The following is a 25,495-nucleotide window of genomic DNA, read 5'->3' as shown; positions in this document are numbered from 1 at the left end:
GCGTCGACCGCGACGGGCCCGTCGAGAGCTGGGGGCGGAGGAGCAGCGCGGTGACCCCGCCCGCCGCCGACGTCCGGACCGCGGTGGGGTGCTCGGTCGCTCAGCGCGGCAGGGCGTCGGAGCTGGTGACGACCAGGTCGGCGCTGACCGTCGGGTCGGTGCTCGAGACCAGCTCGTAGGTGTCCGCGGCGTCGGGGACCTGCACGGTCACGAGGCGGCGGAGTGGGACCTCGACGACCAGGGCGCCGTCGGAGGTGGAGAGCACCTGGTCGGTGGGGGTGTGGTTGACGAAGGAGATGAAGGCGCCGGAGCGCACGGGTCCCAGGACCTCCGTGGTGCCGTCGGCGCCGAGCATGACCGTGACCTCGAGGTCGCCGTGGTCGTGGGCCTCGGCGCCGGGCGCCGGGGGGCCGTCGGCCGGGGACGCGGTCTGCGGTCCGTCGCCGGTGACCGCGGCGGGGGGCGCTCCGTGGTGGCTGCTCGAGGCCTGGACGAGAGCGGCGCTCGCGGTGGCGGGCGCCTCGTCCGCGCGACCGGCCTGCACGCCGAGGACCAGGGCGCTGCTCAGGGCGACGGCGGTGGCGGCGGCGGTGCACTGGAGCGCACGGGCCACGGGGCCGACGGTCGCGGTGCGGGCCGTGGGGGTCATCGCTCGTCCTTCCCTCGCGCCCATGCTGTCAGGTCGGGCCGCCGGGACGGGTGGGCGGTCGAGGCGGGGCGGCCCGGGGTGCCCCCGGGGCCACGGCGGGTGCCGCGGCCCCGGGGGCGTGAGCGCGGCGCCGAGGCGCCGCGCTCACGGGTGTCAGCTGTCCTGGGCCGTGCGGCGACGGAGCAGGACGACGCCCGCGGCGCCGGCGGCGGCCAGCGCCGCACCGCCGACGACGTAGGTCAGGCTCGAGTCGCCGGCGGTGCCGCCGACGCCGGTGTCCACGCCGCCGCCGGGCATGGCCATGGAGGCGACGTCGAGGGTGCCGCAGGCGGCCGGGTTGGTGGCCTCCTCGGGCAGGGAGGGGTCGAGGTCGGACATGACGTCGCCGTCGTAGGCGCCGCTGCCGTCCAGGTCCACGCCGTGGATCACGACGACGCCGTCGCCGGCGGCGATCTGGGCGGCGACCTCGTCGGAGACCTCGAGGGTGCGCGAGTAGGAGGCGTCGCCGACCGGGAAGCGGTCGACGGCCAGGCCGGAGTCGGCGCTGCTGTCGCCCTCGGTGGTGAGGGAGACCGCGATGGCGCCGTAGGAGCCGGCGGCGTCGGTGACCTGCAGGGCGCCGTCCGCGCCGGAGCCCTCCTGGTCGGGGGAGGGGCAGCTGTTGGTGCCGCCGATGTGGATGTGCTGGGCGTGCGGGGCGTCGGCCAGGAGCCCGTTGGGGGTGATCTCGATGGTCACCTCGTTGCCGTCCACGCTGCCGGTGACGTCGGCGGTCACGCCGGAGTCGTTGAGCTGGGTCAGCGAGGCGGACAGGTCCGTCGTGCCCGACGTCGAGGCCATCGCCGGTGCCGCCAGCGGCATCGCGGTGACGGTGAGGGCGGCGGCCAGGGCCAGGGTGCGCTTGAACGTGGTCATGCGTGTCTCCATCGGTCGTCGGATGAGCCCGCGTCGTCGCGGTCCGTGGTGCGAGGCCGGAGCGCGACCCGGTGCTGAGCCGACCACCTCTCGTGGTCGAGTGCTGCTCACCGCCGTGGTCGTGGTGCTCCGTCACCCGGATGCCCGGGCCTGCCGCCTGGTGTTCGGCGTCGACGGCCGGAGGGTTTGGTCCGTGCCCGTCGTCGTGCGGCGAGAGCCCCTCTCGCCGCGGGCGGCGGCCCGGGCCGCGACCGCGCTGAGCGGGTCAGCGCACGCGGACGCGCGAGACCTCGGTCCAGGAGCTCAGGCGCGCGGAGGAGTACTCGCCCTCGGCGTCGTCGAAGACCATCTGCCCGATGCGGCCGGTGACGGTCCCCGTCCGTCCGGTCGTGCTGTAGCTGGACGTGTACGTGACGCCGTCCTGCCTGTAGCGGGAGGTCGAGCGCTCCAGGAAGGTGTCGCGGCCGCCCTTGACGCGGATGTCGACCACCGGGTTGCCGAGCGGGGTGCCGTGGTCGGTGACGGCGAGGGTGCCGGTGATGCGGGCGTTGCGGTGGCGCTTGTCGGCGACGACCGTGAGGTCGCCGTCGTCGATGGACCGGTAGGCGACGTCCTCGCAGAACGGACCCTCGGGCTCCTCCTCGCCCTCCTCCCCGTGCCAGCCGTGCCCGTCGTCGGGCGTCACACCGGGCGGGCACTCGTAGTCGGTGACGTAGCCGTAGACGTAGGTGCCGCTGCCGTCGGCGGGGGTCTCGACCGTCAGCCAGCCCTGGTGGTAGTTGCCCAGCACGCCGCCGGGCAGGCGGCCGACCTCCATCCAGTCCATGCTCACCGACTGCCCGGACGAGGCGTGGCGCTCGTTGACGGGCGGCTCGACCTCGGCGGCGTGCGCGGCCGGAGCGGCGGTGAGGGCGAGGCACACCGCGGTGGCGGTGGCGGTGGCTGCGGTCGCGAGGCGGCGGGGGGCGGGGGACATGGCGGTCTCCTGGGGTGGGCTGGGCGTGGGGGGAGCGGTCAGCGGCGGGTGCGGAGCCGGTGCACGACGAGGTCTCCGATCCGGCGGCCCTGGTCCAGGCCCGCCTCGATGGCCCACGGGTAGTGGATGCCGCCGAACAACCGGGAACCGGCGGCCTCCAGGGCCGCGTCGTCGAAGGAGGTGAAGGAGCGGGCGGGGTGGCCGCGCGCGGCGTGCGAGTCGTCGACGAAGGCGAAGGAGCCCATCAGGTCGGTGAGCACCACCGCCGCCGCGGCCGAGGACACCGAGTGGCCCGACGTGTGCTCCGGGAACTGCGGCGTGTTGACGAAGGAGGTCCAGGTGGGGTCCACGTAGCGCTGGAGGTAGGTGATGGGCCGCAGCAGGTTGCTGCGGTACTTCTCGGTCCAGCAGGCCAGGAACGCGTCGTGCAGGGCGACCCCGAGCCGCACGAACGCCTCGAGGGTGCGGTCCAGCCGCAGTCCCCGGCTCCGCGCGGTCTGGGAGGCGATGAGCATCCAGTGACCCGACGGGAGGCCGGTGGGGCTCCCGAGCGGCGGGGTCCAGGAGCCCGGGTTGTCGGTCCAGGAGCGGGAGATGGCCCTCTCCTCGTCCCCGTTGGCCCGGCTCTGCTCCAGCACGGCCATCGCCTGGGCGTGGAACGGCGATCCGGGCTGGTCCGAGAACGGCACGTGCGGCGCCGCGGCGACCTCGTCGGTGCTGCGCAGGACCATCGGCCGGACCTCGTGGCAGAACGGCTCGATGGCCGGGCGGTAGTTGGGCGGGGTGGACTCCCACAGCCACGGCTGCCCGGTCGGCGGCACGTACGGCCGGGCCGAGGCCTCGGCGTGGCCGTCGGAGCGCTGCCACGACCGCAGCCGGGTCGCGACGCCACGACCGTGGGCCAGCGAGGCGCCCACCCGCGACGACGGCACCCCCGCGGCCCGGCGGCCCCGGACGACCTCGTCGTGCGTGGTCGAGAGCACAGCGGCCGTCAACGGGGAGCGGAGCGGCAGGACGTCCGACAGGCACTGCTGCGCAGCGGCGGACACGGCGACGGCCCAGTCCGTGCCGCCCCGGTGCCGGGGGTGGCCCCCCGGCGCGGGCAGGCCGCTCAGCTGCCCGCCGAGGCTGCGGTGGCGGGGCATGCCGACCACCGCGGCCTCGTACATGGCCACGGCCAGGTGGGCGTACGCGCGGGCCGCCGTCGGCGGGGTGAGGTTCTCGTGCAGCACGGCCTGGTAGGCGGCCGCCATCCACGTGTGGGCCACCTCCGCCGACGCGGTCGCGGCCGTGCCGCTCCCGGCCGCCGCCGCCGGTGCCGCGACGGCAGCGCTCACCGCCGCCGAGCCGGCCGCCAGGCCCAGCCCCATGCCGGTCCGCAGCAGAGACCGACGACTCATCAGGTCCTCGTCGAGCACGGCCACAACGCCCCCCCCCGGGTCAGCCCGTCGCCGGCGAACCGCGCGGCAGCACATCTGACTGGGTCCGGCCGATCCCTCGCTCAGGTGATCGATCGATCGTTACCCGACCGGTATGCACCGCTGCCTCCGGTGCGAGCACCGCCACGTCGACGTGCGCAGACGGCGGTACGGGACGTGCGCACCCTCTTCACCCTGCGCCGTCCCGGCCCAGCCCGGCGGCCACCGGTCAGGTGAGTCCTGCGGCGACCAGCGCCGAGCGGACCTGGGCGACCTCGTCCTCGCCGGCCGGCGCCTGGGGGAGGCGCATGGTCGGGGAGGGGATGCGCCCGAGCAGCGCCAGGGCCAGCTTCGAGCGCAGCGCGCCGTTCCCCGAGCCGCAGACGACGTCGACGACGGGCAGCAGCCGGGCGAAGGCCTCCCGGGCGGCGGGCAGGTCGCCGGCGTCGACCAGGGCGATGACCTCGGCGAGCTCGTCGCCGACGAGGTGGCCGGCCGTGCTGACCAGCCCGACGGCGCCGACGGCGAGGAAGGGCAGCAGCAGGGCCTCGTCGCCGGAGTACCAGGCCAGCCCCGTGTCGGGGATCAGGCGGGTGGCGGCGGCGACGTCACCGGTGGCGTCCTTGACCGCGACGACCTGGGGGTGCTCCGCCAAGCGGGCGTAGGAGTCCGCGCTCAGCCGCAGACCGGTGCGGGGTGGGACGTCGTAGAGCATCACCGGCAGGTCGGTGGCGTCGGCGGTCGCGGCCAGGTGGGCGACGACGCCGTCCTGGGAAGGGCGGGAGTAGTACGGCGTCACCGCCAGCAGGCCGGTGGCGCCGGCGTCGGCGGCCTGCTCGGCCAGGGCGACGGCGTGTCGCGTGTCGGGTGATCCGGCGCCGGCGAGCACGGCCGCACGGCCCTCGACCGCGTCGACGACCACCCGGACGAGGTGGGCCTTCTCGGCGTCGGAGGTGGTGGTCGACTCGCCCGTCGTGCCGTTGACGACCAGGCCGTCGTGCCCGTGCTCGACGAGGTGCACGGCCAGCGCGGCGGCGGCCTCGAGGTCGACGTCGCCGTCGGTCGTCATCGGCGTGACCATCGCGGTCAGCAGGGCTCCGAAGGGGCGCGCGGTCTCGGCGGCGGGCACGCCGGCGACGGTACTGGGAGAGCGCTCGTCGCCGGGGCGCCGGCTGCTCGGCCGCGCACGGGGCAGGGCTCGTGCCCCCGGTCAGTCGTCGTGGTCGTCCACCGGCGCCCGCCAATGCCGGGTCGGGACCGCGGCGGGCAGGGCCGTGGCCGTGGAGGAGGCCGCGCAGACGAGGCGGACCCAGCCGCCGCCCTCGACGAGGCCCGTGCCCCGGACCCCGTCGACGACGCGGTCGGCGACGGCCAGCGCGAGGAGCGCGAGCAGCAGCCCCAGCGCCAGGTGGCGGGCCCGGCGGTGCGCCCGGTCCCGCGGCCCGACCTCCCGCTCGTCGAGCAGCCCCTCCGGTCGTCCACCCGGTGGTGGTCTCGACGCCTTCCGTCCGCCATCTCGACGCGGCAGGGTGACGGGGTGACCCGTCGCCGCCCCGCCCCGCTGCTCCTCGTCGCCGCCACCGTGACGGCGCTCGTCGCGGGCGGTGCCCCCGTCGCCGCCCAGCCCGCCGCGCCCGCCGCGAGCCCGGGCCTGACCGTGCCCGACCTGCCGCTGGGCCCGGCGGAGCTGCCGCAGGAGGTGGAGGTCCAGCAGCTCGCGCCGGGGCTGACGCGCACGCGCGTCGTGCGCGGCGCCGTCGACCCGGACGTCCCCTGGGTGGTGGAGCTGGCCGTCCCGGCGCTGAGCACGAGCCCCGACCCGGACGCGCCCGCGCGCAGCGTGCAGGACGCCGCCGCCGCGCAGCAGCTCGTCGACCGCCTCGGCGCCGCGGGCTTCGCCGCGCGGGCGCAGCCGGTGCGGCAGCCGGCCACGGCGGACCTGCCGGCGTCGGTGCTGGGGCAGCGCGTGCGGCTCGCCGAGCCCTTCGAGGACCAGGCGTCCGCCCGGGAGGCCGTGGCGCGGCTGAGGGCCGCGGGCTTCAGCGGCCGGGACTGGTACAGCGGCTGGGACGGCGGCAGCGACGCGTCCGGCCGCTGGGTGCTCGACGTCCTGGCGATCGACCCGGCGACCTTCGCGGGCGAGCTGGGCGCCTCCTACGGCCCGGACCTCGAGCGGCGGGAGACGGTGAGCGGCCTCAGCGCCTCCCTCGGCGCGGCCGCAGCGGTCAACGGCGGCTTCTTCGTGCTCGACCCGGCGGCAGGAGCGCCGGGGGACCCGGCCGGTGGCGGCGTCCACGACGGGGTGGTGCTGTCCGAGCCGGTGGGGGACCGCCCGGTCCTGGTGCTGGACGAGGACGGCGGTGCGGGGGTCGTCCGGCCCTCGTGGCGGGGGACCGTCGCGCTGTCGGCCCGCCCGCAGCGTCCGGGCGCCCGGGGGGAGCACCTCGTGCTCGACGGGGTGAACAGGGTCCCGGGGCTCGTGCGCAACTGCGGCGGGACCGGGGACCGGCCGACCGACGAGCCGCGCCACGACGTGACGTGCACCGACGACGACGAGCTCGTCGCCTTCACGGACGCCTTCGGCGCCCGGACGCCGTCCGGCCCGGGGCGTGAGGTCGTCGTCGACGCCGCTGGCTCCGTCGTGGCCGTGCACGAGGCCCGGGGGGTCGCTCTCGCACCGGGGCACCGCTCGGTGCAGGCGATCGGCGACCGCGTCGAGGAGCTCGCGGGCGCCCGGCCCGGGGACCGGCTGCGCGTGCGCACCGCGATGGTGGCCGGCGGTCGCTCCCTGGCCCGGGAGGGCACCTCGGTGGTCAACGGGGGGCCCGAGCTGGTCCGGGGCGGCCGCCAGCACGTGACGCAGGCGCGCGACGGCATGACGCACCCCGGCAACCCCTCCTTCGCCTACGGCTGGGCGCTGCAGCGCAACCCGCGCACGTTCGCGGGTGTCGACAGCGCCGGGCGGACGCTGCTCGTCACCGTGGCGGGGCGCCAGCTGGGCGAGATGGGCCTGTCCGTCGGCGAGGCCGCCGCCGTCGCCGAGGCCCTCGGCATGCGGGAGGCCGTCAACCTCGACGGCGGCGGCTCGACCGCCATGGTGGTCGGCGGCGACCTCGTCACCAGCGTCTCGGACGCGACCGGCGAGCGCCCCGTCGGAGACGTCGTCTACGTGCGGTGACGGGGGCGACGGGACCCGGCTCCTCCCGCAGCGCCGTGCGACGGGGCAGCGGTGGCGAGGGCTCCCCGGTCCCGGCCGTCCCGACTCCTCAGGCGCTGAGGAGCGCGTGCGTGTCGTCCGCGGGCAGGTACTCGCCGCTGTCGGTGAGGTCGTACCCCCTGGCGCGCTCCGGGGTGGCGGCGATGTGGCGCAGGGCGTGGCCCAGCTCGGCGAGGTGCTCCAGCGGCGTCCCGGGGCCGGTGCTCGCGCGGACGGCACCGGGCAGGAGCCGGTGCTGCCCCTGGCGCACCTGGTCCCGGTACTGCTGCGTCTGCTCCTCGTCGAGGCCGAGCAGCCGCTCGAGGTAGGGGTGGGCGCAGAAGCAGCCGCTGCGGACCCCGATGCCGAACTCGTGGGACAGCCGGCTGGCCACGAGGGCGTGCGGGACCCCCTCGAGGTTGAAGGCCGCCACGGGCAGCCGGTCGGCACCGCCGAGGGGGCCGTAGCGGACCAGGCCGGGGACGCCGGCGAGCTGCCGGTCGAGCTCGTCCAGGAGCTGGCGCTCGTGCCGCAGGGTGCCGGCCCAGCCGCGCTGCGACAGCTCGCGGACGGCGGCGTCCAGGGCGACGACGCCGATGACGTTCGGCGAGCCGGCCTCGTCGCGGTCCGGGCCCGCGGCCCACAGCACCTCGTCCAGGCCGACGGAGGTGACGGCGCCGCCGCCGACGAGCATCGGCTCGCCGGTCCGGAACACCGCCTGCGGGCCGACGAGCGCGCCGGCCCCGTAGGGGGCGTGCATCTTGTGCCCGGACAGCGCCAGCACGTCGATGCCCATCTCGGTCATGCTGATCGGCCGGTGCGGCGCCAGCTGGGCGGCGTCGACCACGACGAGGACGCCGCGCGCGCGGGCCGCGGACGCGATGGCGGCGATCGGCGGCAGCCAGCCCGTGACGTTCGACGCGCCGGTGATCGCGAGGACCCGCGGGGCGGGCTGCTGGTCCAGCACGGCGACGACCTGCTCGACGGTGAAGGTGCCGTCGTCGGCCACGTCGACGTAGCGCACCTGCGCGTGGCGGCGCCAGGGGAGCAGGTTGGAGTGGTGCTCGGCGACGGTGGTCACCACGACGTCGTCGCGGTCGAGGTCGAGGCGGAACGCGAGGAGGTTCATCGCCTCGGTCGTGTTCCGGGGGAAGAGGACGGCGTGCGTCGCGGGGTCGGCGCCCACGAAGCGCAGCATCGTGTCGCGGGCCTGCTCGTAGCGCTCGCTGGAGTACCGCGACTTGGCCCCGGCGCCCCGGTGGATGCTCGAGTACCAGGGGAGGAACTCCTCGACCGCGGCGGCGACGCGCACGGAGGGCGGCGTGCTCGCCGCGCAGTCGAGGTTGACGTACGGCCGCGTCCGGCCGCCGTGCACCGGCACGAGCGTGCGGTCGCCGATGACGTCGAGGTGCATGGAGCTCCGTCCGTCGGAAGCGGTCTGGCGGGTCACGACCAGCGTCGGCAGGTGCCGGCCCCTGCTTGACCGCTCTCACCCGTGCGCGTGCCGACGACGGCGCCCGCGCACCGGACCTCGTCGGGGGCTCAAGTCCGCGTGCCCGGGCGCCGAGGGGGAGGACATGCCTTCGCCCGCAGCCGCCGGCTGGTCCGACCGCCGGGGACCGGGCCCGCGGCGACTGACCCGACGGGTGTTCTGGGACCTGGCGATCTACATGGTCGGGCTCGGGCTGGTCGTGGGAGCGGTGTTCCCGCCGTTCGCGGTCCTGCTCGGCGTGCGGCCCGAGGAGGCGTCGAGGCCGGTCTTCGTGGTCGCGTGCCTGCTCGCGGGGTTCTTGGTCGGTGCGCTGAACCACGGCCTGTCGCGGGTCGTCGTCGGCAGGCGCCTGGGCGTCCTCAGCGCTCGGCTGCGGTCGGTCGCCGACACCATCGCGACGGCGAGCCTGACCGGCGAGTGGGGCCAGCTCGAGGCGAGGGCGAGCAGGATCGCGGTCGACTCCGACGACGAGCTCGGCGAGACCGCCCGGGCCTTCAACAGCCTGCTGGACGCGCTGGCCGCCGGCGAGCACTCGCGCTCGCTCGTCCACAACTCCTCCGACATCATCACCGTCGTCGACCGCGCGGGCGAGGTCCGCTACCAGACCCCCTCCGTCGGGTGGGTGCTGGGACTGCCGCCGGCGACGCTGATCGGCCGGCCCGTCCGCGACCTGGTGCACCCCGACGACGCCGCCGGCTTCGACCTGTACCTGGCGACGGTCCGCGACCGGAGCGCACCTCCGCCGGCGCCCGTGAGGGTGCGGATGCGGCACAGCGACGGCTCGTGGCGCTCCGTGGAGACCGCGGCGAGCAACCTGCTCGACGACCCGGCGGTCAGCGGCGTCGTCCTGACCACCCGCGACATCAGCGACCGGCTGGTCCTGGAGGAGCGGCTGCGGCACCAGGCCTTCCACGACTCCCTCACCGGCCTGCCGAACCGGGCGCTGTTCATGGAGCGCGTCGCCCAGGCGGACGCCGGGAGCCAGGTGTCCGGTGCCACGGTGGCCGTCCTGTACATCGACCTCGACAACCTCAAGATCGTCAACGACGCGGCCGGTCACCAGGCGGGCGACGCGCTGCTGGCGACGGTCGCCGAGCGCCTGTCCGCGGGCGTCGCCCCGGAGGACACCGCGGCCCGGCTCGGGGGCGACGAGTTCGCCGTCCTCCTGGTCGCGCCGGGCACCGCGACCCGGGCGTCGGAGTTCGCCGAGCAGCTGCTCGCCGACCTGGCGCAGCCGGCGCTCGTCGCCGGTCGCCAGATCCGGCCGGGCGTGAGCATCGGCGTCGCCACCAGCGACTCGCTCGGCGGGGCGACGGACCTCGTCCGGGCGGCCGACGGCGCCATGTACGCGGCCAAGCGGGCCGGCAAGGGTCGCGTGGAGGTCCACCGGCCCAGCCACCACCGGGCCGAGATGGCCCGGCAGCAGCTGCGCGCCGACCTGCAGCAGGCCCTGGACGGGGACCAGTTCGTGCTGCACTACCAGCCCGTCGTGGACCTCGTGACCGGCCGCATCACGGGCTTCGAGGCGCTGCTGCGGTGGGAGCACCCGACCCTGGGCCTGCTGCCGCCGGGGGAGTTCGTCCCGCTCGCGGAGGAGAGCGACCTCATCCTGCCCATCGGGCGCTGGGTGCTGCACCAGGCGTGCCAGCACGCCGGCGACTGGCAGCGCAGCGGGTCGCGCGGCGCCGGCGTGAGGGTCAGCGTCAACCTCAGCGCGCGCCAGTTCCGCGACCAGGCGCTCGTCGAGGAGGTCGCCCGGGCCGTCCGCGCCGCGCACCTGGATCCCCGGCTGCTCACGGTCGAGCTGACCGAGACGCTGCTGCTGCAGGACAGCTCGGTCACGACGCGGCGGATCGAGGGCCTGCGCGAGCTCGGAGTCACGCTGGCGCTGGACGACTTCGGGACCGGCTACTCCTCCCTGAGCTACCTGCGCCGCTTCCCCATCGACATCCTCAAGATGGACAGGTCCTTCCTCGACGAGGTCCCCGGCGACGTCCGGGACGAGGCGCTCGTGCGCGGCATCGTCGACCTCGGCGGCACCCTCGGCCTGCAGGTGGTGGCCGAGGGCGTCGAGACCGCCGAGCAGGCCGCGGCGCTGGCCCGCCTCGGCTGCCCGTTCGGCCAGGGGTTCCACTTCGCCCGGCCCATGCCCTTCCTCGAGGCGCTGCACGCCGTCGGGCAGCCCCGACTGCCCCTTCCCCCGTCCCCGCAGCGGGAGCTGGCGGCTGCAGCGGCGGGGTCGGCGGTCCCGCCGACGGCGGTCCGCCGGTACGGCAGCTGACCCGGCGACTGCCGCTGGCCGGCAGAGGCCCGCGAGGCCCGAGCGCGTGACGGGTCCGGTCGCCAGCACCTGGACGCCGTCGGGGCCCTGCCGGACCTGCGCGCGCGCAGCGAAGCCCACGACGTGCCGGGGGACGACGCCGGCCGACCAGGACCACGAGGGCCCGCGCCAGGACCAGCAGGACGGTCCCGCACCGCACCGCACCGCACCGCACCTCACCGCACCGCCGCGCCACCCCACGAGCACTCACGCCGCGCCTCCGGTCAGCTCTCGTCCCCGCCGCGCCCGGTCGACAGCCGGCGGCCGTCCTCCTGTGCGGCGGCCCCCTCACTCGTCCGTGAGGCGGGCGGCGAGGCGCTCGAGCCCGCGCCTGATCATGGCGCTGTAGCCGTCCTCGCCCAGCGCGCCCGCTGCGTCCTGGCCGAGGGCGAGGTGGCGGCGGGCGGCGTCCAGGTCGCCGAGCCGGCGGTGGTCGTCGCCGAGGTTGAGGTGCAGGGAGGGGTAGAGGCCGGCGACCGAGCCCGCGACGCCGGCCTCCGCGGCTCGCTCTGCGGTGATCGAGTCCGCCGCCAGCAGGGCTCGCTCGTCCCAGGCGAGCTCCTCGACGAGGTCGTCCTGGACGTCGGCCAGGTGGTGGGCCAGCGCGCACCGGTGCAACGGGTCGCCGGTGGGCCCGACCCCCTCCCACAGCTCGAGGAGGAGCTCGCGAGCTGCCAGGCGCTCTCCGCGCCCGACCATCTCGATCGCCTCCCCGAGTCCGCTCATGGTCTGGTCAGGTGCGTCCACGTCCACTCCCCGGCTCCTCCGACGGCTGAGCCAGGGACGCTAGGGAGCCCCTGCGGGCGGGGTCGTGAACGGATCGGACGTCCCGCGGAGCGGGCCAGGCACTGCGACGGGCTCCGTCCGGTGAGCGCTCGGGTCTCCCGGCTCAGGTGCGCCTGGTCGGCGTACCCGGCGCCACTGGCCAGGTCGGTGAGACTCGTCTGCGCAGAGGCCGTCCTGGCGCTGTCCAGGAAGCGGTGCAGCCTCAGCAGCCGTCTGAGGACGGAGGGTGGGACGCCGACGGCCACCTCGCAGCGGCGTCGCAGCTGCCGCTCCGACAGCCCGACCTCGCCCGCGATCGCCCTGACCCCGGCGTCGGTCCCGCCCAGACGCCGCACGAGGTGCCGGACCGACGGGTCGACGCCGGAGGCGTCCGCGCCGCGCGCCAGGACGGCCTGCTGCAGCAGCGCCGCTCGTGCGCCCTCGTCGGGTGCGCCGGCCGTGCGCTCGACGAGCTCCGTCGCGGCTGAGCCCCAGAGGTCGTGCAGGTGCACCCGACGATCGGTCAGGACGTGCGCCGGCACCCCCAGCACCGCGGGGACCGCCCCCAGGGCCAGCGCGAGGCCGACGATGTCGACGCCGGCACGACGCGGGGCCCACGGCCGCGTCCGCGGTCCGCAGACGCGGACGGTCCCGTCACCGAGCCGGACGACCGCGGCTCGCGCGTCCGGCAGCACCGGGCCGCTGCCTCGACGCGTCCGCACGCTGAAGCCGAGGTCGACCAGCCCGTGCAGATCCGGGCGCACGGGCCACACCACGGGTCCTCCCACGCCCGGGACCCTGCAGGCCGGGAGACCTGCCCTGCGGCCGCCGTCAGTCCGCGTCGAGCACGAGGCGGACGGCTGCCTCGTGCGCGGGGAGCTCGGCGACCGCAGCGGCGGGCTGGTCCCGGGTCAGCACGTCCATCGCGAGGAGCAGGTCCCCGTGGACGAGCTGGTCCGCCAGCGACTCGGGCAGCGGCCGGCGCGCTGCGAGCAGGCGCTCGACCTGCGGCGCCGTCACCGGGCCCGGCGTCGGCGCCTCCTCGCCCCGGGCGGCGCGGTCGGCGACCGCCCACGGGTCCCGACGCCCCGCCAGCCACGCCGGGGCGGGCTCGGGCGCCAGCGCGCGGTGCAGGGAGCGGCCCGCGGCCAGGAGCTCGCGCCACCGGCCGGCGGGGCTGTCGGCCCCCTCGACGTGCTGCGCGGCGCTCCACCCGTCGACGACCCAGCGCCCGTCGTGGCCGCGCAGCGAGCGCGGCGACCGGACGTCGCGGGCGCCGAGGCGCTCGGCGACCTCGACGGCCCACGCGCTCGCGGCGACGTCGGTCGCCGGCACCAGGACGGCGTCGCCGACCCGGACGGCCCGCCCCCGCCCCCGGGCAGCCGCTCCTGGCGACCGGACAGGCCGAAGGCGGCCAGGACGTGGGCCGGGACCCTGCCGGCGTCGGGCGCACCGGGGGCGGTCACGGGGGCGCCGCGGGTCACGTCGCCGCGGACGTCGGACCGGTGCAGCGCCGCTGCAGGGATCGTGCCCTGAGCCCCTGTCCGCGTGACGGGTCGGGGATCACCCACCAGGGGCGTCGTGCGACCACCACGGTCCTCGGCGCGCGGGTCGCTCTCAGCCCCGCTCCGCGAGGCCGGCCGGCGGGTCGCCGAGGTCGCGGACGGGCAGGCGCGCGCCGCCCTGGTTGGCCGACTGGTGCGCGACGATGCCGGGGAGCGTGAAGCGCGCTGCCACCCAGGCGTTCACGGTCGGGAGGGTGCCGTCGCGCACGGCGGAGACGAAGTCGTCGGCGAGGAAGTGGTGGCTGCCCTCGTGCCCGTTCGGCGCACCGTGGTACTCGGTCGGCAGGCGGGCGACGTCGTGCACGGGAGCGTGCCCCGAGACGAAGGCGGCGCGCAGCGACGGGGCGACGTGCGCCAGGGCGGGGTCGTCCTCGGACATCGTCGCGCGAGTCTCCAGCTGGGCGGAGACGTCGTGGACGTCGTGCTTGTCCTGCCACACGGAGACCGTGGCCAGCTGCTCGAAGCTGCCCTCGGTGCCGAAGAAGCGGAACCGGGACTCCCGCAGCGGCGAGGGGTACCCGACGCGCCGCATCTCGTTCGTGCGCAGCGCGCCGCCGTCGGACAGCTCGAACAGCGCTGTGGCGTTGGAGAAGTCGTTGTCGAACATGCTGACCTCGCGGTCGAAGACCCCGTCGCCGCGGTCGTCCCGGACCCCGAGGCAGCTGACGCTGACCACGTGCGCGGGCAGCGCGCCCAGCACGCCCCCCAGGGCGTGCGTCGGGTAGAGCATCGGCGGGTAGCTCGCGGTCCTCTTCCAGTCCGCCCCGCCGCTGTACTGGTAGGCCTCGTAGAAGCCCAGGTCCATGTCGTGGACGTAGTCGCCCTCGGAGTAGAAGACCCGGCCGAGCTTCCCGCCGGCGAGCTGCTGGCGCGCGAAGACGGTCGCCGGGTTGTAGTAGCTCGTCTCGCCCATCATGTAGACGAGGCCGGTCTCGCGGACGGCCTCGACGATGGCGGCGATCTCCTCCTCGGACACGGCCATCGGCACCGCGCTGTACACGTGCTTGCCCGCTCGCAGGGCCGCCAGGACGAGCGGACCGTGCGTCCACCGCTGCGTGAAGATCGCCACCGCGTCGACGTCCGAGGCGAGGACGGCCTCGAAGTCGTCCAGCACCCCGTCGCCCCCGAGCCGTGCGTCGACCTCCTCGGCCCGCTCGCGGACGACGTCGGTGACCACCACGCGGTCGACGTCGGGGTGGATCTTGAAGAGCGTGCCGAAGTGCCTGGCGAACTGCCCGGCGCCCACGAGGGCGATGGAGATCGGCATGTCGGTCCTCCAGCAGGGGGGAGATGTGGACCGGACGCGGCGTCGCGTCCGTCGCCGTTCCACCGTAGTCAGGAAGGATCCGGACCGTCACGGGTCGGCAGGGTGGCACGGGCAGCACGTGGCGTCTCCGACGAGAGGGCGAGACGCCGACCCGTCCCGCGACAGTCCCAGGTCGTCGTGGTCGCCGGCACCGGCCTCCCCGGATCTAGCGGTGACGTCCGTCCGGAGACGCTGCACAGCGCGGTGACGTGGTGCAGGCGGCAGCCGGCGACGCCGTCGGGGCGGGAGCGGCCGCCGACCATCAGGGCCTGCTCGGGCTCCACGCCCGAGGCGGACGCGATCGACTGCAGTCAGCTGCGGTTGCCGTCGGTTCCGAGCTCGGTTCGCGCGCTACGGTTCTCGAGCGGCTCCAGCTCCTGGAAGACCGTGATCTGCAGCCCGGCGGGCGCCTTGAGGCGGGCGTTGACCGACCGCCACGGCGTCTCGGTCGGCGGGGCGATCTCCTCGGCACCGGCCTCGACCAAGGTGCTCGTGGTCGCGGCGGCGTCGTCGACCTCGAAGGCCACGCGGAGGGCGGGCGCGACCTGCCGGCCGACCTCGACGTCGTCGATCATGCGCTTCTGCGCCGGGTCGGCGATCTCCAGGGTCGCCCGCCCGGCGTCGAGGATGGCGACGCGGGCACCGCCCTCGCCCTGGAAGGCCGCCTGCTCGGGCAGGCCGAGGACGTCGCGGTAGAACGCGACGGCCTCGTCGTAGTCGACGGCCTCGACGACCAGCCGCAGCTGCCGCACCCCGCCGGTGGCGGGGCTGGTCGTGGTGCTGCTGGTCGTCGCGTCGGTGGTCGGGTCCTGGTTCGTCATGGCGGGACGGTAGGAGCTGACACCAGTGGCAGGTGCCAGCATCAGCACCAGATCAGCGAGGGGAGGGGTGGGTGTGAGGATCGGTGAGCTGGCCGCGAGCACCGGGGTCAGCCCCAGGTCGCTGCGGTACTACGAGCAGCAGGGCCTGATCGCCAGCGTGCGCACCCCTGCGGGCCACCGGCGCTACGACGCAGGCTCCGTGGACACGGTCATCCGGGTGCAGGAGCTCTTCGCCGCCGGCCTGTGCAGCTCCAAGATCGCCCAGCTGCTGCCGTGCCTGCAGGCCCCGCCGGCAGAGCGCACCCCGGCGCTGCTGGCCGACCTGGTCGAGCAGCGCCGCCGCCTCGAGGCGACCGAGAAGGAGATCCGACGGGCGCGTGGCGTGCTCGAGGAGGTCATCGACTCGCTGCGCGACCGAGACGAGCTGTGACGCGACGAGTCGTCCGCGAGTGCCCGCGCGAGCCGGTCTCAGGCGCGGTCGCTGGCCGTGGTGGCCCGGTCGTACTCCCGGCGGGACTCGGCGATGGCGGCGCGGTGGCGCAGGGACCAGTCGGCCAGCTGCTGCACCAGCGGGGTCAGGCTGCGCCCCCGGTCCGTGAGCTCGTAGGTCACCGTCGCGGGCACGGTCGGGTAGACCGTCCGCAGCACCAGACCGTCGCGCTCGAGGCGGCGCAGGGTCAGCGTGAGCATCCGCTGCGAGACGCCGTGCAGGGCGCGCTTGAGCTCGCTGGAGCGGCGGGTGCCGCTGGACAGCTCGACCACCGCCAGCACCGACCACGTGTCACCCAAGCGGTCCAGGACGTCGCGGATGCCGCAGTCGGGGTGCTCCGGGAGGCCGCAGGGCTCCAGCGCGACGAGCTCGTCCTCGACGGCCTCGGTGGCGCCCGGGTCGCTGACCTGGTCGGTCACCGCGGTGTGCCCTGCTGACACGGAAGCGCCTCCTTGTGGACCGGGCGCGGGGCTCCTGAGGCTGGCCCTGCGCAGCCACTCCACCACAGAGGACGTCTCATGATCATGGTCACCGGTGCTTCCGGTCAGCTCGGCTCCCTCGTCCACCACCGGCTGATGGAGCGGGGGCTGTCCCCGCTGGCCGGCACCCGCGCCCCGGAGCGCTTCGGTGACCTGGGCCGGCGCGTGGACTTCGACGACCCGAGCATGCTGGACCTGGCCGGGGTGAGCACCCTCGTGCTGGTCTCGGCCGGGTACGACGAGGACGACGTCGTCATCGCCCACCACGACCGCGTCATCACCGCCGCGCAGTCCCACGGCGTCGGGCACGTCGTCTGCACGAGCCTGACCGGCGCGGGAGACCACCTGGGCTTCGCCCTGGCCCATCGCTGGACCGAGCGCCGCCTCCAGCGCAGCGGCCTGGCGTGGACCGTCCTGCGCAACGGCCTGTACGCGGAGCTGTTCGGCGCGCTCGCCGCCCCCGTGGACGCCGTCGTCAGCGCGCCGTTCGGCGACGGCGCCCTCGCCGCGGCCGCCCGGGAGGGCCTCGCCGACGTCGCCGCCGCGGTCGCCGCCGACCCGAGCGCCCACCGGGGCCGGACCTACGAGCTGGCCGGCACGACGACCGTGGACGCCGCGGGCCTGGCCGCTGGTCTGGGTGCGACGTGCTCGCCGACCTCGCTGGCCCGCCGCCGCACCGAGCTGGCCTCGGCCGGGCTGCTGCCGTTCCAGCCCGCGATGCTCATGTCGGTCTACTCCTCCGTCGCGGCCGGGCTCCTCGCCGGCACCGGCGGTGACCTGGCCGACCTGCTGGACGTCCCGCTCGCCTGGGCCGATCGCCCTCGCCGCCGCTCAGGGCTGAGCGAAGGCGGCCAGTGCGACGAGGGAGAGGTCGGTGCCCAGCCGTCGTCCTCACGTGGTCCTGCGGGCGGTGCTCGGTGCCCTCGCTGCAGCTGGTCACGGCGTGCTCGGCCCACAGGACGGCGACCTCGTCGCTGCGGGGGAGAAGGGCGCTCAGGCCGCCCTCAGCCGGCGGGACGTGTGCTCCCTGCGGCTGCCGGCGTCCCGCGGAAGGTGTGCCGGTAGGCCTGGGGGGAGGTGCTGACGCGCCGGGTGAAGTGGTGGCGCAGCGTCGTGGCGGCGCCGAAGCCGGAGCGGCGGGCGACCTCCTCGACGGGCAGGTCGGTGCTCTCCAGGAGCTGCTGCGCCAGGGCGACGCGCTGGGCCAGCAGCCAGGCGTGGGGCGTGGTCCCGGTGAGGGCGCGGAAGTGGCGGGCGAAGCTGCGGGGCGAGGTCATCGCTCGGGCGGCGAGCTGGCCCACCGACAGGGGTTGGTCGAGGCGCTCGAGGGCCCAGGGGAGGACCTCGCGCAGGCGCTGGCCGTCGTCGGCGGGCAGCGACGGACCCTCGACGTACTGGGCCTGCCCGCCGTCGCGGTGCGGCGGGACGACGAGGCGGCGCGCGACCGTGTTCGCGACGGCGACGCCGTGCTCGCGGCGCAGCAGGTGCAGGCAGGTGTCGATGCCCGCCGCTGACCCGGCGCTGGAGAAGACGGGGTCGTCGTCGACGTAGAGGACGTCGCGGTCGACGGTCACCGCGGGGTAGCGCCGGGCCAGGGCGTCCGCGTGCCGCCAGTGCGTGGCCAGGGTGCGCCCGTCGGCGATGCCGGAGGCCGCGACGACGAACGCGCCCGTGCAGTGGCTCATCACCCGGGCCCCGCGAGCGACCGCCGCCCGCAGCACCTGCCCGTAGGCCGCCGGCGGGTCCACGTCCTCGTGCTCCCAGCCGAGGACGATGACCAGGTCGGCGCTCGCGGCGCGCTCGAGCCCGTGCTCGACGTGCACGACCAGACCGGTGTCGGTGCGCACCCGCCCGGGTCGCTCGGTGGCGACGGCGAAGTCGTAGACGGGCAGGCCGTCGTCGCTGCGGTCGTACCCGAAGACGTCGGAGACCAGGCCCAGGCCGAAGGCTCCGGTGCCGTCGTGGGCGAGGGCCACGACGTCCTTCAGCACGACTGCTCCGCGGTCACCGCGTCAGCCTGCCACGGTCGTGGCAGGAAGTGCTCGCATCATGTCGTTCCTGCCACTCGTCGGTGGTGTCCCTCCGCGACGAGGCTCGGTCCACCACCCGATCCGAGGCAGACGGCGCCGGCCCTCCGGTCGCCGCAGGAAGAGCGTCATGGCCCTCGCGCACCAGACCCGACGAGCCGAGAGCACCTGTGCGGACGGGGCTCCCGTCCGAGACGACGTGCTCCACGAGCTCGCCGCCGCGCTGGCCGACGTCGGAGGTCACCTGGCGGCCGAGGTGCTCGTCGCCGTCGTCGCGCAGCTGGAGGCGCGAGCGGGGGCGCCGCTGGGCGCCACCGACGGGGAGCCGGTCGTCGTGCTGCAGCGGCGGGCCGCGCGGGCGCTGCGCGTGCTGCACCGGGGCGGCGCGACCGCAGACCCCGCTGCGCTGCGCGCCATGACCGCCGACCTGCACGACCCGTGCGCTGCGCTGCTCAGGGCGGCGGCCGCGGGGGACCAGGGCACGACGACCGCGCAGGGGCGATGACGGTGCTGTTCACCGCACTGGTCCTCGCGGCGTCGCTGGCCTGGGCGATCACCTTGGGGCGGCAGTCGCTGCCCCGCTCGCTGCGCGTGCCGCTGCGGTCCGCCACGGCGCGTGAGCTCGGCCGCGACGCCGCGCTCGGGTGCCGGGAGCTGACCCGCCTCCACCGCGCCCGCTGGCGCAGGACCGGGATCGACCCGGTCGGACCTCCGCCGGTCCCGCCGAGGTCGAGGCGGTGACGCCTCGGCGGGACCCGGGACCGCGTGCGCGGCTTCCGGCCTCACGTCCCGCTCCCGGTGACGAGGCGCACCCGGCCCGGTGCCGAGTGCGTGCGCTGCCGGGGAGGACGACGGGTCGTCCTCCATGCTGGCTCCGTGGCAGATCGGCAGCTGGTCGGGTCGGGAGCGGTGTGGGAGCCCGTGGTCGGGTACTCCCGGGCGGTGAGGGTGGGCCCGTGGGTCAGCGTCGCCGGCACCACCGCCGCCGCGCCCGACGGGGGCGTCGTGGGCCCCGGCGACCCCGCCGAGCAGACCCGCGAGGCGATCCGCCGGATCGCCGCCGCTCTCGCGGAGGTCGGCGCGAGCCTGCAGGACGTCGTGCGCACGCGGATCTACGTCACCGACATCAGCCGCTGGGAGGAGGTCGGGCGCGCACACGGCGAGTTCTTCGCCGACATCCGCCCGGCCAGCTCGATGGTCGAGGTCGGCCGCCTGATCGATCCCGCGCTGCTGGTGGAGGTCGAGGCGGACGCCGTCGTCCCGCACGTCCCGCACGACGACGAGAGCGCACGCGCCTGACCGCCCCGCGGCACAGCCGCGCGTCCAGGGCGCTCAGGCCCACCTCGTCGGTGACCGGACCGTTCCGGTCCTCGACCGGCGCAGCCCTTCTGGCGACCGCTCGGCGCGACGAGGCTGGCTCCATGAGAACCGCGCTGCTCGTCATCGACGTCCAGGAGTCGTTCCGCCTGCGGGACAGCTGGGCCGACATCTCCGCACCCGACATCGCCGAGCGCGTCGCCCGGCTGGTGGAGCACGCCCGCGGGGCGGGGCAGGAGGTGGTCTGGGTGCTGCACAGCGAGCCCGGCACCGGCACGGTGTTCGACCCGACCCTCGGGCACGTGCGCCTCATGGGCGGCCTCGAGCCGCAGGAGGGCGAGCTGCAGGTGACCAAGACGACGCACAACCCGTTCACCAGCACGGACCTGGGCCAGCAGCTGACCGCCCGCGGGGTGGACGAGGTGGTCGTGACCGGCATCCGCACCGAGCAGTGCTGCGAGACCACCGCTCGGGTCGCCAGCGACCTGGGCTACCGGGTGCGCTTCGTCGTCGACGCCACGGCCACGACGCCGCTCGAGCGGTGGGGCGGCGAGGGGACGCTGAGCACCGCGGAGGTCGTCGAGCGCACCGCGAGCGCGCTGCAGGGGCGCTTCGCCGACGTCGTGACCATCGCCGACGTCCTCGCCGCCTGATCACCGTCCTCCTGGGAGGGTGACCGGATGGTGAGCACGGTCCTGTTCGTGGTCCCCGACCAGGTGCACCTGCTGGACCTGGCCGGTCCGGCCCAGGTGTTCTCCACCGCCCACGACGAGGGCTCCGCCGGTCGGCTGGCCTACGTCGGTGCCACCCCCGCAGTGGCCAGCCACCAGGGCGTGCCGCTGCAGGTCGACACGCACTGGCCGGCGCTCGGCCGTGACGCCCTCGTCGTCGTGCCCGGCCGTCGGGTCGGCGCCGGTGCGCCGGCGGCCGGGCTCCCTCCGCAGCTGCTGGAGCGGGTCGCCGCCCACGCCGCCGCCGGCGGGCGGGTGGTCGGCATCTGCACCGGCGCCTTCGCCCTCGCCGAGGCCGGGGTGCTCGACGGTCGCCGCGCCACCACCCACCACGACGTCCAGGACGTGCTCACGGCCCGCTACCCGCGGGTGCGGGTGGTGCGCGACGTGCTGTTCGTGGTCGACGGCGCGGTGGCCACCTCGGCGGGGGTCGCGAGCGGCGTCGACCTCGCGCTGCACCTGCTCGCCGTCGACCACGGGCCCGCGCTGGCCGCGCGCGTGGCCCGGGCGATGGTCGTGCCGCTGCGGCGCGACGGGTCCGGTCCGCAGGTGAGCGCGATGCTGCGCCACCGCGACCACCTCGCCGACGTCGTGCACCGGGCGCTGGACGTCGTCGACGCCCGCTTCACCACGCCGCTGCCCCTCTCGGAGCTCGCGGCGGCCGTGGGCGTCAGCGAGCGCACCCTCACCCGGGTCTTCGCCGCCACCACGGGGACGACCCCGCTGCGCTACCAGCAGGAGCTCCGGCTGGAACGCGCCGAGCACCTCATCGGGCAGGGCGCGACCCTGGAGGCCGCAGCGCGTGACGTCGGCTTCGGTGACGCGCGGATGCTGCGCCGGCTGCGGCGACGAGACGGCAGCCGCATGCCCGGGCCGCCGATGGAGGGCGGTCGGTCGCCGGGAGGTCCGACCGGGGATCGACTGCGGGACGGTCGGGCGCCGTCGCTGACGACGTCGCCGGGAGCCGGCTGAGCCGCCGGCGGTCGGTCGGTCAGCGGGACGCACCCGGCGGCTGCCGGTCCTCTGCTGGTCGGGGTGGTGCTGCCCGCGGGGTTCGCGCGAACCGGTGCTGCGTGCTCCGGCCGGCGGGGAAGCCCCCGGTGCTCGAGCCCCGTCCGCCTGGCGCCAGGTGATGATGGGTCCCATGGCTACGAGGAAGACCCGCTTCGGCAACCCGGCGCGTCAGGCCGAGGCGGCGTCCAGGGAGCAGGCCAGGGCCCTCGCTGCCCAGAGCGCCGCCGTCGCCGCGGCCGCGCAGCGCAGCGCCGACCCCGACTGCGCCACGGGCTGCTGCGACTGAGGTCCGACGCCCAGGACCAGGGCTCCGGCACCGGGGTCGAGCCAGCAGCCCGCTCCACGGCAGACGCCACGGACCCGAGCACCCCGACGATCGAGGGACGTGCGCATCCGCCCAGCAGCGCCCGCACGTCCCCGGACGCAGCTGCCCTCACCTGCCCCTGCCCCTCGTCCCGCGCCGCTGGGCGAAGGAGCCCCCTCGGTGGACGATCCTCTGCGGACACGAGGGGCTGTCGCTGGTGGTTGGCCGAGGCGCCGATGGGTCATCGTCAGCGGGACGAGCAGGTCCGTCAGATCGCTGAGTCCAAGGGACGGATCTGGAAGCAGTCGGGGAAGCGCGTGGTGGCCAGGAGCCAGCCGTCTCGCCCGCCGAGGGCCGATGGGCCGAGCATGGAGACCCGTCGGACCTCGAGGGCTCTCTCGTCGCGGACCAGGACGTGCTCGCCGTGACGCGACACCACCGGGCGCCAGCCCTGGCGACCAGCGGACGCCAGCTCCTCGACCTCACGAGCTCGGGTCACCGGTCCCAGCAGACGCTGCTGAGACGCCAGTGCTGCGTGCTCGCGGGTCCCGAAGCGCTGCTGCGCCGCCTGTCGGGTGATGCCCAGGGCCCGGCCGACGTGGGCCCAGCTGGCGCCGGCCTCGCGCGCCGCGTCGACGGCGCCCCGCTGCAGGTGCTCGGCGACCCCGGCGATCTCCCCCAACCGCACGGCGGTGCCCAGGTGGGCGTCCGCGCCCCCGGCGCCGTCATCGGTCTCTGGCCCGGGGTCTGCGCTCTTGGCGCCGGGGTGTGCTGCCAGCCGCGCCAGGACCACCTCGAGATCGTCGGCGCTCATCGGGTGGTGCCGCCGTCTGGTCGCCAGGACTGGCCCTGCGCGGCGTGGTGGTGGGCGTCGCGGCGCTCCAGCCGAGCCGTCACGAGCCAGATGACCGCCGCGATGACGGCCAGGCAGAGCCCGAGGGTGACGACCATGCCGGGGATGGGGAGGCCGACGAACATCGCGACGGGCACGAGGATCACTGCGACGGCCGCCAGCCCGGCGGCGGTACGACGGACGGTGCGCACGCGCTGGTGGGGGTCCATGTCCCCGAGCGTCGACGCCTCGGCTCGAACTGTCAACCCAGCCTTGACGATCGGTGCGCTCCAGCTGTCCGCCAGCCGGGACTGCCGTGCGCGCAGGTAGCACGTGTGCTGAGCAGGCCCGGTCGACGACCGGCAGCGGCACGCTGCCCGGATGCGGGGACGGCCAGCCGTCGCCGTCGCCGAGGTCCTCGAGCGGGCCGCGGTTCGCCGGCGAGCGGTCGGTTGCCGGGACGGCCTCATCGCTACAGCTCGGCGGTGCGGAAGTGCCTTCACTGCGGATGGCGGCAGCTCGTCAGACGGACGCGGGAGGCGTTGCCGTTGTCTTGCCGCGGCGAGAGCCTTGACCATCGGCTCGAGCGGCATCAGCGTGGAGCGATGGCGGAGACGCAGGAGGCAGGGGTTCAGTAGTCGTCGCACGGGCGCCTCGGCGTAGTCCGGGACTCGGTTGCCTTCGTGCTGGCGCTGGGCTCTGCCGTCGTTCTCTCTCAGCTGCTGTTCCGGTACGAGGGCGCCGAGCTCGGGCTGTGGGGCGCTTCTGCGTGCGGGGCGGCGGCCATGGGTGCGTACGTGATCCGGGCGCGGGGGAAGTGGCGGCAGCGCGAGGAGGCGCTGCGGACACAACTCGACCGTGCAGCGTCAGCGCCTGAGCATCGGTAGCGACTGCTGCACGAGGCGATGGGAGTGATCTGGCGGTGTTCGGTGAGCGATCGTGCGCGGGACTACCTGCCGAAGTGGGACTCCCGCAGGCGCCTGGACGCCTCGCGGTCCGTCCAGACCACGCGCAGAGCTTCGCCGTAGTAGTCGAAGCAGCCCGCGCCATACGCACGGAGCACGTCCGTCGAGGTGTCGTCGGGCACCAGGGAGTCTGAGTGCTTGCCATCGACGAGGGTCGACTCCCAGAGGACGTCGTGCACCGGACCCCACCGGCGCCACCACAGGTGCCCGCCGACTTGCTCGTAGTAGGGCTTCACCTCGATCAGAAGGAAGCCGACCTCCGTCTCGCCCCGGTGCAGCCGGCCGACACGCTGGCGGTAGCTGTCGAAGCGCTGGTCGGGACGGTGCTGCGAGAAGTCGGGGCGGTGAGGCATGAGCATCAAGGCTACGAGGCCAGCCGACCGAGCTGCCTGTCCCCAGCAGACGATCGGCTGCGGGGCGGCGGTGTGGATCGCCGCCGCGCCAGACTGGCTCGGTGACCGACCCCGCGACGCTGCCCGCTGACCTGCCCGCCCCGGTCGACGACGGCGCCGCCGATCACCTGCTCGGTGCCGAGCTGCCTGCTCTCGTCCTCGGCGCCAGTGACGGCGGGACGGTTGATCTCGCCGACCTCGGGCCTGGGGTGACGGTGCTGTACGTCTACCCGCTCACTGCACGACCCGGGACCGAGGCGCCGACCGGGTGGGACGCCATCCCCGGGGCCCGCGGGTGCACCCCCGAGGCCTGCGCGTTCAGGGACCACCACGCCGACCTCCTCGCCGCCGGTGCCTCTGCCGTGCACGGCATCTCCAGCCAGACGACGGAGTACCAGCGCGAGGTCGTCGAGCGCCTGCACCTGCCGTTCACGATGCTCGCCGACCCCGGTCTGCTGCTGGCCGACGCCCTCGGGCTGCCGACCTTCACCGCGGACGGTTAGCGGCTGCACCGGCGGCTGACCATGCTCGTGCGTGACGGCGCGGTGGAGCACGTCTTCTACCCCGTCTTCCCACCAGACCAGCACGCGGAGCAGGTCCTGCGTCACCTGGAGCGCCAGGTCAGGTAGAGGGGAGCGGGCGGCTTCCCCGGGTCCGGGCCGACCCGGCCCATCTGACGATCGGATGTGGGACGGCCGGGCGTCATCGCCGCCAGGTTCCTCGAGTCGGCCGGGGCTCGCCGGCAGGCGGTCGTCATACGGGTCGGATGATGAGAGCGGTGATCTGCTCTTCGGCGATGGTGAAGGCGTAGTCGAGGTCGACGACCCCGCCGGGGAAGTCGCCCTCGAGGTGGCGCGTGACGGTCCACTGCTCGCCGCGGCGTACAGGGGAGGTCGTGGTGGCCGCGGTGTAGGTGTAGTCGGTCGTGGTCTGCTCGAGCCAAGAGCTGATCTGCTCCCGTCCGCGGTGGGTGTGCCCGTCGTCGGTGACGACACCGGTGGGGGAGAACGCCGCGGTGGCAGCGGCGACGTCGGCTCGTGCGTGCGCGTCGAGGTAGGTCTCGATGAGGGTGAGCTCGGGGGTGTCGAGGCGGACAGCGGCGAGCAGGTTCAGGGCGAGCTCGTCGCACCAGTGCTCGTCGGTGAGCGCGGTGAAGCCGCCCGCCGGGGCACGAGAGCCGCCCAGGGTGTGCACGAGGGCGTCCGGGGTGCCGAGCCGCTGGTGGACGCTGGCGACGACCAGGTCGACACCGGAGGTCGTCGTGAGGTCGGCGGTCACGAAGCCGTCGTCGACGGCACCGGGAGGTGTGCGGGCCGTGGCCAGAACCGTGGCGCCGGCCTCCCGCAGGCGGGCGGCGATGGCGGCGCCGGTGCCGCGGCCGGCGCCGGTGACCAGGACCCGTCGGCCGTCGAGGTCGCGGACGGTGTGCGTCGTTGTGCTCATGGCGGGGACCTTGGGGCGTCTCCCGCAGGGAGGGGCAAGGGCTGGAGCCTCCCCCCGGGGGAGGGTGCACAGTGCGCG

At 75.5% G+C, this 25,495-nt stretch carries 26 protein-coding genes and 1 pseudogene; 10 read left to right on the top strand and 17 right to left on the bottom strand.

Translation table 11 applies throughout. The annotated features are described in order from the left end of the window. Positions 1 to 100 precede the first annotated feature (100 nt). The 5 genes from Q0848_RS15170 to dapA form a co-directional block, all read right to left on the bottom strand. The gene (locus Q0848_RS15170) at positions 101 to 649 is read right to left on the bottom strand and encodes a hypothetical protein (protein WP_299039019.1); all 549 of its coding nucleotides are present in this window, start codon (positions 647 to 649) and stop codon (positions 101 to 103) included. A 153-nt stretch (positions 650 to 802) separates the two neighbouring features. Beyond that, complete coding sequence (locus tag Q0848_RS15165; protein ID WP_299039017.1) at positions 803 to 1,564, bottom strand: hypothetical protein; 762 nt, start codon at positions 1,562 to 1,564, stop codon at positions 803 to 805. Between the two features lie 265 nt (positions 1,565 to 1,829). Then, positions 1,830 to 2,540 (bottom strand): hypothetical protein, encoded by a 711-nt coding sequence (locus Q0848_RS15160; protein ID WP_299039014.1) that lies wholly within the window; start codon positions 2,538 to 2,540, stop codon positions 1,830 to 1,832. A 38-nt stretch (positions 2,541 to 2,578) separates the two neighbouring features. Beyond that, positions 2,579 to 3,940, bottom strand: a complete 1,362-nt coding sequence (locus tag Q0848_RS15155; protein ID WP_299039012.1) for a vanadium-dependent haloperoxidase — start codon at positions 3,938 to 3,940, stop codon at positions 2,579 to 2,581. Positions 3,941 to 4,187: 247 nt separating this feature from the next. Continuing rightward, positions 4,188 to 5,087, bottom strand: a complete 900-nt coding sequence (gene dapA, locus Q0848_RS15150) for a 4-hydroxy-tetrahydrodipicolinate synthase (protein ID WP_299039010.1) — start codon at positions 5,085 to 5,087, stop codon at positions 4,188 to 4,190. A gap of 408 nt (positions 5,088 to 5,495) precedes the next feature. Between dapA and Q0848_RS15145 the strand changes: the two genes are divergently transcribed. Next, positions 5,496 to 7,136: a phosphodiester glycosidase family protein gene (locus tag Q0848_RS15145; protein WP_299039008.1), complete on the top strand. Its 1,641-nt coding sequence runs from the start codon at positions 5,496 to 5,498 to the stop codon at positions 7,134 to 7,136. Positions 7,137 to 7,224: 88 nt separating this feature from the next. On the opposite strand, the gene Q0848_RS15140 is transcribed toward Q0848_RS15145, so the two are convergent. Beyond that, positions 7,225 to 8,604 (bottom strand): aminotransferase class V-fold PLP-dependent enzyme, encoded by a 1,380-nt coding sequence (locus Q0848_RS15140; RefSeq protein ID WP_299039006.1) that lies wholly within the window; start codon positions 8,602 to 8,604, stop codon positions 7,225 to 7,227. 127 nt (positions 8,605 to 8,731) lie between these two features. Here Q0848_RS15140 and Q0848_RS15135 point away from each other — a divergent pair, with 127 nt between their 5' ends. Beyond that, complete coding sequence (locus Q0848_RS15135; protein WP_299039004.1) at positions 8,732 to 10,927, top strand: bifunctional diguanylate cyclase/phosphodiesterase; 2,196 nt, start codon at positions 8,732 to 8,734, stop codon at positions 10,925 to 10,927. Between the two features lie 327 nt (positions 10,928 to 11,254). On the opposite strand, the gene Q0848_RS15130 is transcribed toward Q0848_RS15135, so the two are convergent. The 5 genes from Q0848_RS15130 to Q0848_RS15110 form a co-directional block, all read right to left on the bottom strand. Continuing rightward, positions 11,255 to 11,713, bottom strand: a complete 459-nt coding sequence (locus tag Q0848_RS15130; RefSeq protein WP_299039002.1) for a hypothetical protein — start codon at positions 11,711 to 11,713, stop codon at positions 11,255 to 11,257. Further along, on the bottom strand, positions 11,689 to 12,519 hold the full coding sequence (locus Q0848_RS15125) for an AraC family transcriptional regulator (RefSeq protein ID WP_299039001.1): 831 nt from the start codon (positions 12,517 to 12,519) through the stop codon (positions 11,689 to 11,691). The genes Q0848_RS15130 and Q0848_RS15125 overlap by 25 nt, the downstream gene beginning before the upstream one ends. Before the next feature lie 43 nt (positions 12,520 to 12,562). Continuing rightward, positions 12,563 to 13,066, bottom strand: coding sequence for a hypothetical protein (locus tag Q0848_RS15120; RefSeq protein WP_299038999.1), 504 nt, complete (start codon positions 13,064 to 13,066; stop codon positions 12,563 to 12,565). 282 nt (positions 13,067 to 13,348) lie between these two features. Further along, positions 13,349 to 14,563: a Gfo/Idh/MocA family protein gene (locus tag Q0848_RS15115; RefSeq protein ID WP_299038997.1), complete on the bottom strand. Its 1,215-nt coding sequence runs from the start codon at positions 14,561 to 14,563 to the stop codon at positions 13,349 to 13,351. A gap of 350 nt (positions 14,564 to 14,913) precedes the next feature. Further along, positions 14,914 to 15,423 (bottom strand): VOC family protein, encoded by a 510-nt coding sequence (locus tag Q0848_RS15110; protein WP_299038995.1) that lies wholly within the window; start codon positions 15,421 to 15,423, stop codon positions 14,914 to 14,916. 73 nt (positions 15,424 to 15,496) lie between these two features. On the opposite strand from Q0848_RS15110, the gene Q0848_RS15105 reads away from it, so the two are divergent. Then, on the top strand, positions 15,497 to 15,853 hold the full coding sequence (locus Q0848_RS15105; RefSeq protein WP_299038993.1) for a MerR family DNA-binding transcriptional regulator: 357 nt from the start codon (positions 15,497 to 15,499) through the stop codon (positions 15,851 to 15,853). Between the two features lie 38 nt (positions 15,854 to 15,891). Here the strand turns inward: Q0848_RS15105 and Q0848_RS15100 are convergent, their stop codons facing one another. Further along, complete coding sequence (locus tag Q0848_RS15100) at positions 15,892 to 16,332, bottom strand: helix-turn-helix domain-containing protein (protein WP_366146631.1); 441 nt, start codon at positions 16,330 to 16,332, stop codon at positions 15,892 to 15,894. 99 nt (positions 16,333 to 16,431) lie between these two features. On the opposite strand from Q0848_RS15100, the gene Q0848_RS15095 reads away from it, so the two are divergent. Continuing rightward, positions 16,432 to 17,457, top strand: coding sequence for an NAD(P)H-binding protein (locus Q0848_RS15095; RefSeq protein ID WP_299038989.1), 1,026 nt, complete (start codon positions 16,432 to 16,434; stop codon positions 17,455 to 17,457). Here Q0848_RS15095 and Q0848_RS15090 read toward each other — a convergent pair. Beyond that, the gene (locus Q0848_RS15090; RefSeq protein WP_299038987.1) at positions 17,397 to 18,383 is read right to left on the bottom strand and encodes a helix-turn-helix domain-containing protein; all 987 of its coding nucleotides are present in this window, start codon (positions 18,381 to 18,383) and stop codon (positions 17,397 to 17,399) included. The genes Q0848_RS15095 and Q0848_RS15090 overlap by 61 nt on opposite strands. Before the next feature lie 235 nt (positions 18,384 to 18,618). Between Q0848_RS15090 and Q0848_RS15085 the strand changes: the two genes are divergently transcribed. The 5 genes from Q0848_RS15085 to Q0848_RS15065 all read left to right on the top strand — a co-directional run bounded on the left by Q0848_RS15085 (position 18,619) and on the right by Q0848_RS15065 (position 21,767). Continuing rightward, a complete protein-coding gene (locus Q0848_RS15085; protein ID WP_299038984.1) occupies positions 18,619 to 18,924 on the top strand; it encodes a hypothetical protein in 306 nt (101 codons plus the stop codon). Positions 18,925 to 19,295: 371 nt separating this feature from the next. After that, positions 19,296 to 19,718: a RidA family protein gene (locus Q0848_RS15080; protein ID WP_299038982.1), complete on the top strand. Its 423-nt coding sequence runs from the start codon at positions 19,296 to 19,298 to the stop codon at positions 19,716 to 19,718. Positions 19,719 to 19,840: 122 nt separating this feature from the next. Beyond that, positions 19,841 to 20,389 (top strand): cysteine hydrolase family protein, encoded by a 549-nt coding sequence (locus tag Q0848_RS15075; protein WP_299038980.1) that lies wholly within the window; start codon positions 19,841 to 19,843, stop codon positions 20,387 to 20,389. Positions 20,390 to 20,416: 27 nt separating this feature from the next. Further along, on the top strand, positions 20,417 to 21,439 hold the full coding sequence (locus Q0848_RS15070; RefSeq protein ID WP_299038979.1) for a GlxA family transcriptional regulator: 1,023 nt from the start codon (positions 20,417 to 20,419) through the stop codon (positions 21,437 to 21,439). A gap of 172 nt (positions 21,440 to 21,611) precedes the next feature. Then, entirely contained in the window at positions 21,612 to 21,767 is a 156-nt protein-coding gene (locus Q0848_RS15065) for a hypothetical protein (RefSeq protein ID WP_299038977.1), read from the top strand. A 286-nt stretch (positions 21,768 to 22,053) separates the two neighbouring features. On the opposite strand, the gene Q0848_RS15060 is transcribed toward Q0848_RS15065, so the two are convergent. The 3 genes from Q0848_RS15060 to Q0848_RS15050 all read right to left on the bottom strand — a co-directional run bounded on the left by Q0848_RS15060 (position 22,054) and on the right by Q0848_RS15050 (position 23,935). Continuing rightward, positions 22,054 to 22,599, bottom strand: a complete 546-nt coding sequence (locus Q0848_RS15060; RefSeq protein ID WP_299038975.1) for a hypothetical protein — start codon at positions 22,597 to 22,599, stop codon at positions 22,054 to 22,056. Continuing rightward, positions 22,596 to 22,847: a hypothetical protein gene (locus Q0848_RS15055; protein ID WP_299038973.1), complete on the bottom strand. Its 252-nt coding sequence runs from the start codon at positions 22,845 to 22,847 to the stop codon at positions 22,596 to 22,598. Before Q0848_RS15055 ends, Q0848_RS15060 begins: the two co-directional genes overlap by 4 nt. A gap of 719 nt (positions 22,848 to 23,566) precedes the next feature. Then, entirely contained in the window at positions 23,567 to 23,935 is a 369-nt protein-coding gene (locus Q0848_RS15050; RefSeq protein ID WP_299038971.1) for a hypothetical protein, read from the bottom strand. Positions 23,936 to 24,054: 119 nt separating this feature from the next. Between Q0848_RS15050 and Q0848_RS15045 the strand changes: the two are divergent. Then, positions 24,055 to 24,603: pseudogene (locus Q0848_RS15045) on the top strand (peroxiredoxin); the annotation flags it as partial. A 124-nt stretch (positions 24,604 to 24,727) separates the two neighbouring features. Here the strand turns inward: Q0848_RS15045 and Q0848_RS15040 are convergent. Next, positions 24,728 to 25,417, bottom strand: a complete 690-nt coding sequence (locus Q0848_RS15040) for an SDR family NAD(P)-dependent oxidoreductase (RefSeq protein ID WP_299038967.1) — start codon at positions 25,415 to 25,417, stop codon at positions 24,728 to 24,730. Positions 25,418 to 25,495 lie beyond the last annotated feature (78 nt).

The sequence above is a fragment of the uncultured Pseudokineococcus sp. genome (genome assembly GCF_947495735.1).
Lineage (GTDB): Bacteria > Actinomycetota > Actinomycetes > Actinomycetales > Quadrisphaeraceae > Pseudokineococcus.
Note: the sequence above shows the minus strand (reverse complement) of the source record. Positions and strands in the feature narration are given on the sequence as shown.